Annotated in this window: 12 protein-coding genes; 9 read left to right on the forward strand and 3 right to left on the reverse strand. The window is 73.5% G+C overall.

The features are described 5' to 3' along the window. The first annotated feature begins 61 nt into the window (after positions 1 to 61). The 9 genes from lxmD (at position 62) to EJ357_RS25170 (ending at position 9,746) form a co-directional block, all read left to right on the forward strand. The gene (gene lxmD / locus EJ357_RS25130; protein WP_126393838.1) at positions 62 to 670 is read left to right on the forward strand and encodes a peptide terminal cysteine decarboxylase LxmD; all 609 of its coding nucleotides are present in this window, start codon (positions 62 to 64) and stop codon (positions 668 to 670) included. Then, entirely contained in the window at positions 667 to 1,590 is a 924-nt protein-coding gene (locus tag EJ357_RS25135) for a hypothetical protein (RefSeq protein ID WP_126393840.1), read from the forward strand. Before lxmD ends, EJ357_RS25135 begins: the two co-directional genes overlap by 4 nt. 5 nt (positions 1,591 to 1,595) lie before the next feature. Next, positions 1,596 to 2,891: a class V lanthionine synthetase subunit LxmK gene (lxmK, locus tag EJ357_RS25140; RefSeq protein ID WP_175647843.1), complete on the forward strand. Its 1,296-nt coding sequence runs from the start codon at positions 1,596 to 1,598 to the stop codon at positions 2,889 to 2,891. Beyond that, on the forward strand, positions 2,888 to 3,967 hold the full coding sequence (locus EJ357_RS25145; protein WP_126393842.1) for a T3SS effector HopA1 family protein: 1,080 nt from the start codon (positions 2,888 to 2,890) through the stop codon (positions 3,965 to 3,967). The genes lxmK and EJ357_RS25145 overlap by 4 nt, the downstream gene beginning before the upstream one ends. Then, positions 3,964 to 4,767: a class I SAM-dependent methyltransferase gene (locus EJ357_RS25150; RefSeq protein WP_228472591.1), complete on the forward strand. Its 804-nt coding sequence runs from the start codon at positions 3,964 to 3,966 to the stop codon at positions 4,765 to 4,767. Before EJ357_RS25145 ends, EJ357_RS25150 begins: the two co-directional genes overlap by 4 nt. Positions 4,768 to 4,787: 20 nt before the next feature. Further along, a complete protein-coding gene (locus tag EJ357_RS25155) occupies positions 4,788 to 6,023 on the forward strand; it encodes a M16 family metallopeptidase (RefSeq protein ID WP_126393844.1) in 1,236 nt (411 codons plus the stop codon). Then, positions 6,020 to 7,291, forward strand: a complete 1,272-nt coding sequence (locus tag EJ357_RS25160; RefSeq protein ID WP_126393846.1) for a M16 family metallopeptidase — start codon at positions 6,020 to 6,022, stop codon at positions 7,289 to 7,291. The genes EJ357_RS25155 and EJ357_RS25160 overlap by 4 nt, the downstream gene beginning before the upstream one ends. Beyond that, positions 7,288 to 8,361, forward strand: a complete 1,074-nt coding sequence (gene lxmJ, locus EJ357_RS25165; RefSeq protein ID WP_126393848.1) for a F420-dependent peptide dehydroalanine reductase LxmJ — start codon at positions 7,288 to 7,290, stop codon at positions 8,359 to 8,361. Before EJ357_RS25160 ends, lxmJ begins: the two co-directional genes overlap by 4 nt. A 257-nt stretch (positions 8,362 to 8,618) precedes the next feature. Continuing rightward, the gene (locus EJ357_RS25170) at positions 8,619 to 9,746 is read left to right on the forward strand and encodes a sugar ABC transporter substrate-binding protein (RefSeq protein ID WP_175647522.1); all 1,128 of its coding nucleotides are present in this window, start codon (positions 8,619 to 8,621) and stop codon (positions 9,744 to 9,746) included. Positions 9,747 to 9,816: 70 nt separating this feature from the next. On the opposite strand, the gene EJ357_RS25175 is transcribed toward EJ357_RS25170, so the two are convergent. The 3 genes from EJ357_RS25175 to EJ357_RS25185 are packed head-to-tail and all read right to left on the reverse strand — an operon-like array spanning position 9,817 to position 13,134. Then, positions 9,817 to 10,659 (reverse strand): transglutaminase family protein, encoded by an 843-nt coding sequence (locus tag EJ357_RS25175; protein ID WP_126393850.1) that lies wholly within the window; start codon positions 10,657 to 10,659, stop codon positions 9,817 to 9,819. A 1-nt stretch (position 10,660) separates the two neighbouring features. Then, on the reverse strand, positions 10,661 to 11,593 hold the full coding sequence (locus EJ357_RS25180; RefSeq protein ID WP_126393852.1) for an alpha-E domain-containing protein: 933 nt from the start codon (positions 11,591 to 11,593) through the stop codon (positions 10,661 to 10,663). Further along, complete coding sequence (locus tag EJ357_RS25185; RefSeq protein ID WP_126393854.1) at positions 11,590 to 13,134, reverse strand: circularly permuted type 2 ATP-grasp protein; 1,545 nt, start codon at positions 13,132 to 13,134, stop codon at positions 11,590 to 11,592. Before EJ357_RS25185 ends, EJ357_RS25180 begins: the two co-directional genes overlap by 4 nt. Between the last annotated feature and the right edge of the window lie 396 nt (positions 13,135 to 13,530).

Below are 13,530 nucleotides of genomic sequence, written 5' to 3' on the forward strand. Positions count from 1 at the left end.
GCCGGTGCCGGCCACCGGCCCCTCCCCGGGCAACCGAACCACATATCCCAGGAGGAAGGTCATGGAGATCCCGGACCCCACCGGTGTCGCGGATCCCGGATTCCGACGAGTGCTCCTTGTGGGCACCGGAGCGCTCAGCGTGGCATTTCTTCCTTTCTGGATCAACTGGCTGAACAACACCTTTCCGGAGATGGAGAAAAGGGTCGTGCTGACCCGCTCCGCCCGCCGATTCGTTTCGGTGGAGGCGATATCCACACTCAGTGGAAGGAAAGTCTTCACCGACGACTGGAACGAGGCGGAACCCGGCACCGCCCCCCATGTGGAACTGGCCCGCTGGCCCGACCTCGTCCTCGTCCACCCCGCGACGATGCACTTCCTGACCCGGTACGCGCTCGGGCTCACCGACACCCCGCTGCTGTGTGCCCTCCAGTCCACCACCGCCCTCGTCGGCGTGGCCCCCTCGCTGCCGCCCGGCGCCCAGCTGAGCCCCGTGCTGCAGGGCCACCTGGACACCCTGCGGGCCCGCCCCGGAGTCGTCGTCGCGCCGACCGTGCCCGCGGTCAGCGCGAGCACCGGCGAACGCGAGGACGGCGGCGCGGCCCCGCTCTCGGAGCTGATGGGGCTGTGCGTGGGCGCGTACGCGAGGGCGCGGCGAGGGGAGGGGGAGTGACGGCGGCCGTTGCGACGCCCGGCACCGCACAGCCGGTCGCGGAGTTCGGCACCGGGCTCCAGGTCACCCGCGTCACGCCCACGTCCGACGGGCGTTACGAGTGGTGGCAGGGGCCTGGAGCGCGGCGGGCGGACCCACCGACGGTGCCTTACGTGTCGTACGTTCCCCGCCACACCTCGGGCGCTCGACTGGTCGTCCCCCGCCCCTCGGGGCGCGGGCTCGCCTACCTCGCCGACGGGCCGTACTCGGCCGCCGCATGGCTGCGTGATCCACGGCCGCAGGCACGGCGGCTGGTCGCGCACGCGCTGGCGGCGACGGGTGCGGCGCTGCGGGAGCTGCACACGACTCCCGTGCCCGCGGCGGAGGTTCCGCCCGCGCTCGCACGACTGCGGTCGTTCGTCGACGGCCGCGACGCGGCCCCTCCTGCCGTACGACGCCTGCGCGAGCACTCGGCACGCGTCTGGGGGCCCGCCCGTCTCGAACTGCTCCGGGCCTGGTGCGCCGAGCTGACGCGCCCCGCCGGCCCCGTTCTCGTCCACGGTTTCGCCTCCCTCGGCGCGCTGATCCCGCCCCTGCACCGGGGTCCGGTGGCGCTGCTGACCGGGGAGGACCTGGGGGCAGGCCGGCCCGAGCTGGACCTGGGCTGGCTGCTGGGCGACCTGGCCGAACTCGCCTGGGCCGTCCCGGTGTTCGGGGACGATCCGGGGCCCGATCTGCCGGGTGCGCTGCTCGACGCGTACGGGCCGGGCGCGAACCGGGAGTGGGCGGCCCGGGCCGCCGTGCTGCGGATCACCGCGCACATGCGCGACTTCGCCGCGTACTGCGACTGGAGCGACGAACTCACCGACTACACCGCCTTCATCGCTGACCTGATCGACGAGGAGGGCCGCCGCGCGGTCCCCGGGGGAGCCACACCGTGACCACCATGACCACCGCCGTGAACACCACCGCCGTGAACACCACCGCGACCGAACAGCCGCGTACCCGGCAGCGCTACCGGCCCACCGAGCTGGAGACGGTGCCCGCCGTGAACGCACTGCTGGAGCGGCTCGGGCTGGGTCGTCTCGACGCGCAGGCGGTCACCGCGTTCGGCGGGCGCAACGACAACTGGGCGGGACCGACCACCACCGGCGAGCAGGTCTTCGTCAAGACGGTCACCCTGCTGCCGGACGGCGACTGCCCCGAACTCGGACGCGCCCTGAGCTTCGAGGAGTTGGCGTCCCGTCGGCTGCCGCCGGGCTCGCCGCTGCGCTCGCCCGCGCTGCTCGGCGCCGACCGCGCGGCCGGGGTGACGGTGCACCGCCTGGTGCCGGGCGCCCGCTCGGGCGCCGAGCTCGCCCTGGACGGGGAGTTCGACGACGCGCTGTGCCGCGCGGCCGGCCGCGCCGTCGGCACCCTGCACGGGCTGGGCCCCGCCGAGGACGTGGACACCGGTGAGGCGCCGCTGCCGCCGCTCGCCTGGCTGAAGGCCCTGCCCTGGAGTGCCGTCCAGGAGCGGAGCATGGCGCAGATCGCCGCCTGGCAGCTGGTCCAGGACGACACCGAAGTGGTCGCGGCGCTGCACCGGCTGCGGGACCTGGAGAAGACCGTGCCGCACGGGCCCACGCACTGCGACCTGCGCTTCGACCAGTTCATCCGGGCGGACGAAGGCACCGGGGACCTCTACCTGTGCGACTGGGAGGAGTTCCGGCTCGCCGATCCCGCGCGGGACGTGGGCGCGTTCGCCGGGGAGTGGCTCTTCCACGCCGCGTACTCCGTGTTCGCGCCGACGGGCGAGGGCGGGGACGGGGGCGGGGGTGACGGCGGGGGCGCGGGGCAGCCGGGGCCCGCCGCCGGGTTCGGGCTGACGCACGAGGAGATCGTGGCGCGCGGCTCGGCGAGCCTGCGCCGCCATCTGCCGCGGATCGGTTCCTTCTGGCGCGGCTATCTGGAGTGCCGTACGCCCGACGCCGGGCTGCCCGAGCGGGCCGCCGCGTATGCCGGGTGGCACATGTTCGACCGGCTGATCGCCACGGCCGAGGCGCACGCCACGCTCAACCCGGTCGCGCGGGCCGCCGCCGGCATCGGCCGGACGGTCCTGCTCGACCCGGCGGCCGCCGCGCGGACGCTGGGCCTGACCCTGCCGGCCTCTTCCCTGCCGGGGCGGTCCCTCACAACCCCTTCCCGCCCGGCCCCTTCCCGCCCGGCCCCATCCCTCTCGAACGGGAGCAGCCACCGATGACCCTCGCCGCCCCCCTCACTCCCCTCCGTCCCCTCGCTCCCCTCGACTCCCCGGTGCCGGACGCTTCCCCCGTCGCCCCGCACCGGGGCCTCGCACCGCGGCCTGCCGCCGCGCTCGCCGCCGTCACCGTCGCGCCGGGCGCCCGTGAGGCCACCGTCGCCGGGCGTACGGTCACCGCCGACAGCCCGCGAGACCTGCGCGGCCGGCTCACCAACGCGCTGTACGAGGAACTGCACGCGGGCCGCCACCAGGGCGGTGCCCTTCCCGACGGGCCGCCGCCCCGGCGCACCCTGCGCGACCCCGACCTGGAGCGTCGGCTCGCGGCCGCCGTGCCGCACCGCACCACGCCCACCCGGGGCCGCCTCATCGAGGTGCTGCGGCGGGCGGACGGCGACCAGCTCGTCGTACGTCTCCCGGAGGTCACCACGCGTGTGCCGGCCGACCGGCTGCTGAGCCCGGGCACGCCGCCCGCGCCGGGCGATTACGTCGAACTCGCGCTGGAGGCCGCGCGGCCCGCGCTGTCCCCCGGGTTCTTCTACGTCATGGGGTCGCGCCCGCTGCCCCGGCCCGCCGGTGCCGTCCGCCGTCTCTTCCTGCACGCGCGGGACGCGGACGCGGCGGTCGTGCTGTGGGGCCTGGCGCTCGACGCGCTGGAGTCCGCCGGGGCCCGGTACCACGCGAAGGTGCTCTCCGATCCGCAGGACTTCCCGCGCCGTGACGCCGTCGTGGTCTATCTGCATGGCGACCACCTGCCCGGCGAGCACGCGGTCGCGGCCGCCGTGGCTCCGCACGCGGGCACGCTGACCGGCGCCGAGACCTCGGTCTTCACCGAGGAGCTGGCCCCCGGCGTCGCCGCCGCCTGGGATCCCGAGGACCCGCGCCCCGGCCAGGACGGCATGAGCTTCGGCCAGCACCGTGCCTTCGCCCTCGCCTCCGGGCTCATCGCGCACGCCCTGGCCGACGGCTCCGAGGCCCGTACCCGCGAGGAGTACGTCGTACGGGCCTTCCGCGAGGCGGGAATCGACCCGCTGCAGCCCCAGAACAACCTCGACACCCGCTCGGGAGACGGACGATGACCACCAGCACCGCGACCACCGAAGCCCGCGCGCTCCCCGAGGCCGGCGGGCTCGGCACCGCCCTGACCACCGCCTACAGCGACGCGATCGCCGAGGTGTACGACGAGATCTACCCCTCCACCCCGGACCTGGAGGACATCGCCGACTTCCTCCTCACGCTCACCGCATCCGGTTCGAGCGTGCTCGAACTCGGCGTCGGCACGGGCCGGGTCGCGCTGCCGCTGGCCGACAAGGGCTTCCGGGTGCACGGCGTCGACTCCTCCGCGGGCATGCTCGCCCGGCTCGCCGAGAAGGACCCCGAGGGCCGGATCACACCCGTGCACGCCGACTTCGCCGCGCTCGACCTGGGGCGGGCCTTCGACGTCGTCCTCGCCCCGTTCAACTCGCTGTGCTGCGCGGTCACTCCGGACGAGCAGATCGCCCTCATGCACGCCGTGGCCCGGCACACCGCGCCGGACGGATGCGTCGTGATCGAGACGTTCGACCCCAGCGACTACCACGTCCAGAAGAAGAACGAGATCAGCACCTACCCCGTCGACGGGCGCGGCGCCATGATCGAGTCCATCGGGGTGCTGCCCGCCTCGCAGAACATGATGGTGCACAACACCCTCTTCCTCGACGGTGAGCCGCCCAAGTCCGCGACCACCGTGATGCGTTACCTGTGGCCGAGCGAGCTGGACCTGCTCGCCGGGATCGCCCGCCTGGAGCTGTCCGGCCGCTACTCCGGCTGGCGCGAGCAGCCCTTCGACGGGGGCGACAGCCGCAAGATGTGCGTGTCCGTGTACCGGCCGCTGCGGTGAGCCCTCGGCCGGATACGGGGATGCGGCTGGTCACCGAGGAGATGCCGGGGCGCGGACGCGGGCTCGTGGCCGTCGCGCTGACCGTGGGCGCGGGCGGCGACGACGATCCGGCCGGGCGGCACGGCATGGCGCACCTGGTGGAGCATCTGATGTTCCCGCGCGACGACGAGGCCGACGGCTTCGTGGCCCTCGTGCAGGAGGCGGGCGGCATGTGCAACGCCGAGACCCACCGCGACCACACGGTCTTCCACAGCGTCGTCCCCGCCGACGCGCTGCCCGATGTCCTCGCCCTGGAGGCCCGTCGCCTGCTGCGCTTCGGGCCGTCCGCCGCGACGCTCCGCTCCGAGGCGGCCGTCATCGGCGAGGAGATCCGCGCCGCCGGAGCCGGGAACCGCCTGTGGGACACCGTGCTCGCCGCGCTCCACCCCGGCGCGCGGGACGCCTACGGCACGACAGCGGAGCTGCGGGACGCCACCGTGGAGGAGGCGCAGACCTTCTTCCGCCGTCACTACCGGCCCGAGCGGGTCGTGCTGTCCGTCGTCGGAGACGTGGACGCGGGGCGGGTGGAGGAGCTGGTGCGGCGGGAGTTCGGTGCGTGGACGACGCCTGCAGCGGAGGTGGGGGCGGAGGCCGGCCCCGCCGCCGAGGCGCCCGCCCACCGGGAAGCGGCCCGCCGCACGCCCGGCGTCACCTCCTCCCTCCCGTATGCCCAAAACGGCGTCGCGATCGGCCACGCCCTGGCCGACCCGAACCGGTGGGGCCTCGGGCCGTACCTCGCCCAGGTCGTGCTCTGCGAGGTGATGCGCCGCCGGATCCCCGGACTGATCGCCCGCACCGGCGCGTGGGACGCGGCGAGCGTGCACACCGGCTACCAGGGCCAGTGGCTCGCCTCGGCAGCGCCCGACCTCGCACTCGTCCTGCTCGGCCGGGCGCCGGGCGCCGACAGCGAGGAGGCCGTCGGCCCATGGCTGGACGCGCTCGCCGACGTGGCCACCGCCCCGCCGGACGAGCCCGAACTCAGGCGCGCGGTCGCCGTGTTGAGGGCGTCCTGCTACCGCCAGGCCGACTCACTCGCCGCCCGCGCGGTCACCCACGGCCGCACCGCGCTCCTCTTCACCCCGGCGGACGGCGACACGAACCCCGACGCCATCCCCGCCCACCTGGCCGCCGTCACCGCCGCCGATGTGTCCGAGGCCGCTCGTGGGCTGCTGGTCGCGCCCCGGTCCGTGCACGCCCTGGAGGGGGTCGCCGTATGACCGCGTCACCCGCGCTCGGGTTCCCCCGGCGCACCGCCCTGCCGAACCGATCCCCCCTGCGCACCGTCCTGCCGAACGGCCTGGACACGGTCGTAGTGGCCGCCCCGGGCGCCCCCCTCGCCGAGATCCGCCTCGTCCTGCCGTACGCCCGTACCGAACCCGCCCTCGCCGCCGTGCGGGAGCTGCTCGCGGCCGGGCTCGGTACCGCCACGGTCTCCCGGGACCGCCGGGCCGTCGCCGACCGTGCGGCCGATCTCGGGGCCGAGTTCAGCACGGTGGTGACCGCCGAGCAGCTGGTGCTGTCGGCGAGTGTGCTGGCGGAGGGGCTGCGCGGTGCGCTGGAGCTCCTCGGCGACCTGCTGCTGCGACCGGCGTACGACCACCTGCCGCCCCCGGGGAGTACACCCGCGCCGCGGACGAGCCCCGGCCCCCGCACCCGCCTGCGCCGTGCCCAGCTCCGCCATGCCTTCGGCGGCCCGCACCCGCTGGTCGACGACGACCACGCCACCGGCACGGCGGACGTCGACCTGCTCGCCTTCCACCGCCGGGCCGTCGTCCCGGCCGGTGCCGTACTGCTCATCCTCGGCGGCGACGACCCGGACCGCGTCCTGGCCGCCGTACGCGAGGAGTTGGCCGACTGGACCGGCGGCCCCTCCGGGCTCACGCTGCCGCCGTTCCCCCGCCCCGAGCCCACCCCCGGGCGGCTCGCCCTGCACGACCCGTCCGCCGACCAGGCGCTCCTGCTCACCGCCGGCCCGGCCGTACCCGTCCGCGACCCCGGCCACACCGCGCTGCACCTCGCCCAGACCGTCCTCGGCGGCCACGCCACCTCCCGGCTGACCCGGCGGCTGCGGGAGCGGCACGGGCTGGCCTACGCGGTGGACGCGCGGATCCGGCAGAACGGCGCGGGCTGCTGGCTGGAGATCGACTGTGCCGGGGCCCCAGGCACGGGGGACCGGCTGGCCGAGGAGGTCACCGCCTGCATGGCGGAGCTGGCCCGAAGCGGGCCCACGCCCGAGGAGACGCACCGCATCCGCCGTTACACGGCCGGGTTCACCCGGTTCGCCCTCGCCACCCGCGCAGAGGAGGCGAGTGCCCTGGCGGGCTTCGCGGCGAGCGGGATGGACCTGGACTGGCTGACGCGCTACCCGGACGCCATCGCCGAGGTGACGGACCGTCACCTCGCCGAAGCCGCCGCCCACTTCCTCGACCCGGCCCGCACGCTCGTGGCCACCCTCGACCGCACACCCACAGGAACCCGCCCGTGACCGCACCCGAGCCCCTCCCCGCCCCTGCTCCCGCCTCCACCTCCGTCCCCGCCGTCCTCTACCCCCTCCAGCCCGACCACCCCGAACTCGTGGCCCCCTTCGCCGAGTTGGTCGCCCGCACCGACGCGCGCCGCCTCTGGCTCTGCCAGTCCTTCCGGTCGGAACCGCACCAGGTGCTGGCGTACCTGGCGGGCCTGGGCCACACCGTCCCCGTGGGCACGGCCGTCACCCTGCTGCCCCTGCGGCACCCGTACGAGGCGGCACTCCAGGCCCGCTCCCTGGCCCTGCTCACCGGGCGGCCGGTGGTGGCCGGGTACGGCATCGGCACCCCCGAGTTCGCGCACGGGCTCACCCCTCAGCCGTATCGCAGTCCGCGTACGGCGGTCGGGGAGTACGTCACCTCCGTACGGGCCCTGCTGGACGGCGAGAGCGTGGCGCACGACGGCCCGTACCACCGCCTGCACGCGGCGCTCCCGCCGGTCGGGCCGCACGCGCCGGTGGAAGTGGGCGCCGGGGTGCTCCGCCCCGGCATGGCGCATACGGCGGGCGCCACCGCGGACGTGGCGATCACCTGGATGACCCCGCCCGACTACCTCCGCGACACCCTCGTACCCCGCCTCGCCGCCGGCGCCGCCGAGGCGGGCCGCGCCACCCGGCCCCGCGTCGCCACGGCGGTCCACGTCGCCGTCCGCCGCCCGGGCCGCGACCCGCGACGCCTGGCGCAGGCGGCCGCGGGCACCCACCTGTGCGCCCCGCACTACGCGGACATGCTGCGCCGCGCCGGCGTGGACGTCGACGGGCCCGACCCGGCGACGCAGCTCCTGCGCGCCGACGTGGTCGTCACCGGCACCCCGGACGAGATCGCCGCGACCCTGGCCGGCTACCGCGCCGCCGGCGTCGACGAGATCCTCCTCAACCCCACCGCCGTCCTCCTCACCGAGGGCGTCCACGCGGCGGTGACGGACCTGGAGGAGATCGTCACCGCGTGCCGGTCGTCCGGCCGGTCAGCCGCCGGTTCGACCGGCCGGTCAGCCGCCCCTGCTTCTGGCCGGGTTCGTTCGGTCCTCTGATCGACCAGCGCATCCCGGCCGGCTCTTTGATCAAGTTCCGGTGGAGGGGGTGTAACGGATGATCAAGAACTGATGGAGGGGGTGTAATGGGCGTTTGGGTGCGGTCCGTCATGTCTTCACAAGCTCAGCGGAGCGTGGTGTTGCGCACTCGTTAAGTAGTTCGGCTTGACGCTGAGGGGCCACGGCGCGTTGTCTTTTCAGACATCTGGGCGCAACGGCGCGCCCGTGTCCCGAAGGCACCAGAAGTGAGCTCCTCTATGCGTCCCCTGCGCCCCCTGCGCCGTACTGCCACCGCTGTGGCCGCCGCCTCCACGCTGACCCTCTCGCTGGCCGCGTGCGGGGCACTGGGCGTCACCGGGGACAGCAGCGAGGCGAGCCCGACCAAGGGCAACGACGTGACCGTGGGGTTGCTGCTGCCGGAGACGGCGAACACGCGCTATGACAAGTTCGACTTCCCCATCATCAGGAACAAGGTCCTGGAGCTCACCGACAAGCAGGGCCGGGTCGTCTACCAGAACGCGGACGCGGACGCGAGCAAGCAGGCGGCCCAGCTCCAGCAGATGATCGACGACCAGGTCGACGTGATCCTGCTGGACGCCGTCGACTCGCACGCCATCGCCACCGGCGTGCAGAAGGCCAAGGACGCCGGAATCCCGGTCATCGCCTACGACCGCCTGGCCGAGGGGCCCATCGACGCGTACGTCTCCTTCGACAACGAGCTGGTCGGCGAGGTCCAGGGCCGCTCCCTGCTGGAGGCCATGGAGGCGCCCGACTCCTCCGACAAGATCGTCATGATGAACGGCTCGCCCACCGACCCGAACGCCAAGCAGTTCAAGGCGGGCGCCCTCTCCGAGCTCAACGGCTCGGTGGACATCGCCAAGTCGTACGACACCAAGGACTGGAAGCCGGAGAACGCCCAGGCCAACATGGCCCAGGCGATCAAGTCGATCGGCCTGAACAACATCAAGGGCGTCTACTCCGCCAACGACGGCATGGCCGGCGGCGTCATCAAGGCCCTGCAGGCCGCGGGCGTGACCGATCTGCCGCCGATCACCGGGCAGGACGCCGAACTGGACGCCGTCCAGCGGATCGTGAGCGGCGAGCAGTACATGAGCGTGTACAAGTCGTACCCGCAGGAGGCCGAGAGCGCCGCGCAGATGGCCGTGGCCAAGGTCCAGGGCAAGGACATCCAGTTCGACTCCCTCACCCAGAACCAGGTCGACAGCCCCACCGGCAAGGACATCCCGGCCCTGCTGGTCCCCGTGGTCGCCCTGACCCAGGACAACATCAAGGAGACCGTCCTCGCCGACGGGATCTACGAGCTGTCCGAGATCTGCACGGCCGAGTACAAGGCCGACTGCGCGCGGATCGGGCTCAGCAAGTAAGGGACGCGCAGACGGGGCCCGTCGGTCTCCCGACGGGCCCCGCCCGTTCCACCGGCTCATCCCACCGGGCTCACCCCACCCGCGTGAACTCCACCGTCACCTCCGGCGGCCCGCCGGGAACCCCCCGGTAGATGCCCTTGTGCGGGGTGACGTCGTCGTAGTCGCGCCCGCGCCCGACCACGACGTGCGACTCGTCGGCCCGGGTCCGGTTCGTGGGGTCGTAGCCGCACCAGTCGCCCGCCCAGTACTCGATCCAGGCATGGCTCTGCCCGGCCACCGGACGGTGCAGTTCCGCGTCCCGCTCCGGGTGGAGATAGCCGGAGACGTATCTCGTCGGCAGCCCCAGCCCCCGCAGCAGCGCGATCGTCAGATGGGCGATGTCCTGGCAGACGCCCGCGCCCTGCTCCCAGGCCTCGGCGGCCGAGGTGTTCACGCCGGTGGCGCCGGGGAGGTATTCCACCCGGTCCGCGACCAGGGCCGAGACCGCCACCGCCGTGCCGTGCGGGTCGAGGCCCGCCGCGGCCTCCCGCGCCTTGTCGACCAGCCCGTCCGGGACGGTCGTACGGGGAGTGGTGCCCGCGAACTCCAGCAGGCGGGTCCGCGCGACCTGTTCGACCACCTCCGCCCAGGCGGGCGCCTCGGGGAGCGTGCCCGGCGGGGACGTCTCGACCAGGCTGGAGGCCGTGATGGTGAGGTCGGCGTGCGGGTCCATCAGGTCGAAGCCGGTGACCTGGGTGCCCCAGTAGTCCCAGTACGACCAGGTGGTGGCCGCCGGGCTGATGGTGACCCGGGAGTCCAGCGTGGTCTGGGCGGGCAGCGTCAGCGGCGTCATGCGGACCTCGTTGTGGGAGGACGCGGCGGGCTGGGCGTACGAGACGCGGGTGACGTGCTTGATGCGGAGCCTGCGAGTCATCTCACGCTCCTTCCTGGGCCCACTCGACGGGCCCCTGGTACGGGAAGAACCGGTCGGCCACCGCGTCCGCCGAGGCCATGCAGGCCTGCCGCAGGTCCCGCAGCAGCACGGGCAGTTGGTCCTCCAGCGCGTGCGTGTCCAGGTACTCCAGCCGGGTGCGCATCCGGCCGATCGGGCGGCGCGCCGGGTCCTGCCGGGGGCGGCCCAGCGCGGTGAGGCACTCCTCGGCGGTGGTCAGCGCGTGCAGCGCCGAGCGCGGGAAGTCGCGGTCGAGGAGCAGGAACTCGGCGACGCGCGGGGTGTCGCCGAAACCGCCGTACACGCGCGCGTACGCCTCGTCCGCGCCGGACGCGCTCAGCAGGGTCGGCCAGTCAGGCGCGTGGGCGGCGTCCAGCACCCGCACCGACAGCAGCCGTACGGTCATGTCCACCCGCTCCAGACTCCGGCCCAGCACGACGAAACGCCAGCTGTCGTCCCGGCTCATCGTCGAGTCGGCGAGCCCGAAGAACAGCGCCGCGCGCCTGCGCACCAGCTCCAGATAGGCATACGGTCCCGTCCGCCTGGCCGCCATCCGCTGATCGGCCAGCGCGTGCCACGTCGAGTTCAGGCACTCCCACATCTCGGACGAGACGGCCTCGCGGGCACTGCGCGCGTTCAGCCGGGCGGCGCCCAGCGCGCCCTCGATCGAGCCGGTGGAACGGGCGTCGAAGGCCAGCTGGTCGAGCACCCGCTGCATGTCCACGGGCTCGTCGCCCGCGTCCATCCCGAGGATCGCGTACAACGACCGGCAGGCCACGTCCTCGTCGCGCCAGGGGTCCTCCAGCATGCGGTGGAGGTAGGCGTCGAGGATCCGGCCGGTGGCGTCGGCCCGCTCGACATACCGTCCGGTCCAGGTCAGGGCCTCGGCGATGCGGGAGAGGATCACGTCGTTCACTGCTGCTGCGCCCCTTCCTGTACGACGGTGGGGGTGCCGTCGGGTCCGAGCTGACGGGGTGCGACGGCGAGCGGATCGCCCGCGCCGATGGGCACGGGGGAGTCCGCCGGCCCCTCCGCGAGCACCCAGGTGTCCTTGGAGCCGCCGCCCTGGCTGGAGTTGACGATCAGGTTGCCCTCCTGGAGGGCAACTCGGGTGAGGCCGCCGGGCAGCACCCAGACATCGTTGCCGTCGTTGACGGCGAAGGGCCGCAGATCGATGTGGCGCGGCGCCATCCGCTCGCCCGCGAGGGTCGGGGAGGTGGACAGGGCGACGGGCCGCTGGGCGATGAAGCCGCGCGGATCGGCGACGACCGCTTTGCGAGTGCGTTCGATCGTGTCCCGGTCCGCCTTGGGTCCGATGACGATGCCCTGCCCTCCCGCGCCGTCGACCGGCTTGATGACGAGCTGCTCGATCTGGTCGAGGACGGCCTCCAACTGGCCGGGCTCGTCGGGCCGGTAGGACTCGACGTTGGGGAGAATCGGTTCCTCGCCGAGGTAGTACCGGATGAGGTCCGGGACGTAGGTGTAGAGGAGCTTGTCGTCGGCGATGCCGTTGCCCACGGCGTTCGCGAGTGTGACGTTGCCCGCCATGGCCGCGCTCATGACGCCCGGGCAGCCGATCACCGAGTCGGGGCGGAAGTGGAGGGGATCGAGGAAGTCGTCGTCGAGCCGCCGGTATACGACGTGGACGGGCACCTCGCCGCGCGTTGTCCGCATCCACACGCGGTTGTTGCGGCAGACGAGGTCGTGCCCCTCGACGAGCTGCACACCCATCAGCCGGGCCAGCAGGGCGTGTTCGAAGTAGGCGGCGTTACTGGGCCCGGGGGTGAGGACGACCACGCGCGGATCCTCGATGCCGTCGGGAGCGGCCGCGCGCAGGGCGGCGAGCAGTTTCTGTGTGTAGCCGTCGACGGGCAGGACGTGCTGCTCGGCGAAGAGGGAGGGGAAGATCCGGGTCATGGCACGCCGGTTCTCGATGACGTACGAGACGCCGCTGGGCACGCGCACGTTGTCTTCCAGTACCCGGAAGTCCCCGGCCTCGTCCCGTACGAGGTCGATGCCGGCGACGTGGATCCGTACCCCGCCCGGTGGTTGGACCCCGTGCGCGGCTCTGTGGAAGTGCGGGGAGTTGAGCAGCAGCCGCCAGGGCACGACGCCGTCCTCGAAGGCACGGGCGTGTCCGTAGGCGTCGGCGAGGTAGGCCTCCAGGGCCCTGACCCGTTGGCTCACCCCGCGTTGTATGAGATCCCATTCGAGGGCGTCGAGGATGCGGGGCACGAGATCCAGCGGCCAGGGCCGCTCCTCGCCCGCGAAGGCGTACGTCACGCCTCTGTCGGTGAACGCCCGGGCCATCTGGTCGGCCCGGAACCGCAGTTCACTCGGCTCGATCGGCTGAAGTGCAGCCAGCACCGGCTCATAGGCGGTTCTGACCTCACCCGGCCGCTCAAACATCTCGTCCCACGCGTCGGCCAACGCGTACGCGTCAAATATGTCCGCCATGGCCTGACGTTAAGTGGGGGGTGTAACGCGGTGATCTCTGGGGGATTTCCGGGAGGTGCACGTGGAAGGGGGGCGTCCGGGTCGCCTGGGGCGGTCGGCGGCATCCGGCAGTTCGGGGGGCGGCGGCTTTGCTGCGCACACGGCAAAGTCCGGTAAGAGACCCCCAGCTTGTTGCAACTCGACGGACGGAGGCCCGGAGATAGTGGTTCATACCGGTGCTTTAAGGCGCCCTTCCCGGCGGGAGCCGTGTTGCGGAGCACGGCCGGTCCGCGCATAGTTGCGCTGCGGAAGCGCGAGCGAACCGTAGGCCCGACGGGCTGTGCAGGTGGGCCCCTCGACCAGGGCCATGCCTGCCGTGGCGCCCCGGCAAGGGTGTCGGCACCGCGCTCCGGAGGT

Origin of the sequence: Streptomyces cyaneochromogenes, from assembly GCF_003963535.1 — a bacterium.
Classification (GTDB): domain Bacteria; phylum Actinomycetota; class Actinomycetes; order Streptomycetales; family Streptomycetaceae; genus Streptomyces; species Streptomyces shaanxiensis.

Bases quoted from the DNA above. Each gene is read 5' to 3' on its own strand.
- lxmD (WP_126393838.1), top strand. From the start codon at position 62: ATGGAGATCCCGGACCCCACCGGTGTCGCGGATCCCGGATTCCGACGA.
- lxmK (WP_175647843.1), top strand. From the start codon at position 1,596: ATGACCACCGCCGTGAACACCACCGCCGTGAACACCACCGCGACCGAA.
- EJ357_RS25145 (WP_126393842.1), top strand. From the start codon at position 2,888: ATGACCCTCGCCGCCCCCCTCACTCCCCTCCGTCCCCTCGCTCCCCTC.
- EJ357_RS25150 (WP_228472591.1), top strand. From the start codon at position 3,964: ATGACCACCAGCACCGCGACCACCGAAGCCCGCGCGCTCCCCGAGGCC.
- EJ357_RS25155 (WP_126393844.1), top strand. From the start codon at position 4,788: ATGCGGCTGGTCACCGAGGAGATGCCGGGGCGCGGACGCGGGCTCGTG.
- EJ357_RS25160 (WP_126393846.1), top strand. From the start codon at position 6,020: ATGACCGCGTCACCCGCGCTCGGGTTCCCCCGGCGCACCGCCCTGCCG.
- EJ357_RS25170 (WP_175647522.1), top strand. From the start codon at position 8,619: ATGCGTCCCCTGCGCCCCCTGCGCCGTACTGCCACCGCTGTGGCCGCC.
- EJ357_RS25175 (WP_126393850.1), bottom strand. From the start codon at position 10,659: ATGACTCGCAGGCTCCGCATCAAGCACGTCACCCGCGTCTCGTACGCC.
- EJ357_RS25185 (WP_126393854.1), bottom strand. From the start codon at position 13,134: ATGGCGGACATATTTGACGCGTACGCGTTGGCCGACGCGTGGGACGAG.